Annotated in this window: 1 protein-coding gene; it reads right to left on the bottom strand. The window is 73.9% G+C overall.

What is annotated here, in order from left to right; all coding sequences use genetic code 11:
• The coding region (locus tag IE94_RS0133980; protein WP_037924617.1) for a non-ribosomal peptide synthetase at window positions 1-2,962 on the bottom strand (2,962 nt) is incomplete at both ends.

The following is a 2,962-nucleotide window of genomic DNA, read 5'->3' as shown; positions in this document are numbered from 1 at the left end:
GCGGGTGTTGAGTTCGGCGTAGGTGAGTCGGGTGTCTTCGAAGACGAGGGCGGTGGCGTGCGGGGTGCGGGCGGCCTGGGCCTCGAACAGTCCGGCGAGGGTCGCCTCCGGCACCTCCTGCGCGGTGTCGTTGAGCGTGCGCAGGACGTACCGCAGCCGCGTGTCGTCGAGGACGCCGACCCGGCGCAGCGCGGTGGCGGGGGCGCTCTCCAGCGCCGTGACCAGGCCCTCCACCGCGGTGGCCAGGAGAGCGGCCACCGCGTCCGGACCGGCCGGTACCGAGGTCTGGGCGACCAGGTGGAAGCCGTCCCCGGTGTCTTCGACGTTCATGCTGACCGGATAGTTGGTGCGCTCGAACGCCTGACGGAACTCGATGCCCTCCAGGGGGAAGTCCGTCTCGCGTCCGCCGCCGTGCCGGTAGTTGAGCAGGGACGTGAACAGCGGCGTCCGGGCCGCCAACCCGGCGGCCCGCTGGGCCAGCGCCAGCGGGGCGTGTTCGTGGGGCAGCAGCTCGGCGAGCTGACGCCGCATCCCCTCGACCGCCTCCGCGACGCTCACGGCCGCGATGTCCACACGCGCGGGAAGGGTGTTGATGAACAGACCCGGCACCCGGTCCGAACCGGCGCCCGCGTGCATCCGCCCGAACAGCACCGTGCCGAACACCACGTCGTCGCGGCCCGAGACCGCCGCCACCACCCGGGCCCACGCCACGTGGAACAGCACCGCGGGGCTCAGCCCCAGCCGCCGGGCCCGGCCCCGGAGCCGCCGGGCCACCGTGTCCTCGAGCGGCAGCCGGGCCTCCGCCACGGCCCGTCCGTCACCGTGCACGTCCAGCACCCCGAACGGCGCCGTCGGCTCCGTCACCTCCCCCAGCAGCCGGGCGAAGAACCGCTCGTGCTCCTCCCGCGGGGCCCCCAGCCGCGCCCGTGCCACGAAGTCCCGGAAAGGCAGCGGCTCGGGCAGGGCGTCCTCGCGTCCGTCGAGGAAGGCGGCGATCTCCCCGAGCAGCACGTCCAGCGCGGTGTGGTCCTGGACCAGATGGTGGACGCGCAGCAGCAGCCACCACCGGTCCCCTCCGGGCTCCCTGGTGACCCGCGCGCGCACCAGCGGAGCCCTGGCGAGGTCCATACGCGGCGGACACGCGTCCAACAGCCGCTGCACCGCGTCCTGTTCGTCCAGTGCGCCGACCGGCCAGCGCGTCTCCTCCACCTCCAGCACGGCGGCGCGCGACACCACCTGCACCGGCTCCCTGACCCCCTCCCACACGAAGGAGGTCCGCAGGACGTCATGACGGTCCACGACCCGCTGCACGGCCGCGAGGAACGCGTCCAGCCGGGCCCGGCCGTCCGCCACCAGCACCACCGGCAGGACGTACGGATCGGGCCCCTCGCCCTCCAGTACGGAGTGGAAGAAGACACCCTCCTGGAGCGGAGCCAGCGGGTAGATGTCGGCGATGTTGCCCGCCCCGCCCGGCACCGCGGCGACCACCCGCTCGATCTCCTCGTCGGTCAGCCCCGCCAGCGGCACCATCCGCGCAGTGATTCGGGTGGTTCCGACAGGGATGCCCTCCCCGGCCGGTTCGGCGGGCCGGGGCTCCTCCCCGGCCGCGGCCGCCGCCTTCGCGACGGTCGGGGCGGTGAACAGCGTCCGCACATCGAGGGAGATGCCGTGCTCACGCGCCCGTTCCACCAGCGTCACGGCCAGCAGGGAGTGCCCGCCCAGGGCGAAGAAGTCGTCGTCGACCCCCACCGCCGGCACGCCCAGGACCTCCGCGAAGAGGGCGCAGAGCACTTCCTCCCGCTCGGTGGCCGGTCCCCGGCCGGTGGTACCCCACGAGGCGGGGGCGGGGGCGGGCAGCGCCGCGCGGTCCCGTTTCCCGTTCACCGTCACCGGCAGGGCGTCCAGCACCTCGAACGCCGAGGGCACCAGGTGCTCCGGCAGTACGGCAGCGGCATGGGACCGCAGGGCCGGCACGTCCACGGCGTCGACGTCCCCCACCGGCACGACGTAGGCGACCAGGCGCTGATCGCCGGGCTGGTCCTCGCGGACCACCACCACGGCCTCCAGCACGTCCGGACGGGCGAGCAGCGCCGCTTCGATCTCGCCGGGTTCGATCCGCACACCGCGCACCTTCACCTGGTCGTCGGTGCGGCCCAGGTACTCCAGCAGGCCCTCGCTGTCCCACCGCGCCAGATCACCGGTCCGGTACATGCGCTCCCCGGGAGCACCGAACGGGTCGGCGACGAACCGCTCCGCCGTCAGGCCCGGCCGCCCGTGGTAGCCCAGCGCGAGCTGGACCCCCGCCAGGTACAGCTCGCCCGCCGTCCCCGCGGGCACGGGTCGCAGCCAGCCGTCCAGCACATACGCCCGGGTGTTCCACACCGGACGGCCGAGCGGGACCGTCGCCGCGCGCCCCCCGTCCGGACGACAGGTCCAGGCGGTCACGTCGACCGTGGCCTCGGTGGGACCGTAGAGGTTGTGCAACGGCACACCGAAGCGGGCGAGGAAGCGGTCACGGAGCGGCGCGGAGAGCGCCTCGCCGCTGCTGACGACGGCCCGCAGCGACGGCAGGCTCCGCCCCGACGCCTCGGCCGCCGCCGTGAAGGCGTGCAGCATCGAGGGCACGAAGTGCGCGACCGTCACGCCTTCGCGCTCGATCAGCCCGGCCAGGTAGTCGGGGTCACGGTGCCCGTCCGGACGGGCCACCACCAGCGTGGCCCCCTGGGTCAGCGGCCAGAAGAACTCCCACACCGAGACGTCGAAGGAGACCGGCGTCTTCTGCACCACACGGTCACTCGTCCCGAGCCCGAACATGTCCTGCATCCAGGCCAGCCGGTTCACCACGCCGCTGTGCGGGACGGCCACACCTTTGGGTTGTCCGGTGGAGCCGGAGGTGTGGATGACGTAGGCGGGGTGGGTGGGGTGGAGGGGGGTGTGGCGGTCGTGGTCGGTGAGGTTGTGG

The organism is Streptomyces violaceorubidus, assembly GCF_000717995.1.
GTDB lineage: Bacteria > Actinomycetota > Actinomycetes > Streptomycetales > Streptomycetaceae > Streptomyces > Streptomyces violaceorubidus.
Note: the sequence above shows the minus strand (reverse complement) of the source record. Positions and strands in the feature narration are given on the sequence as shown.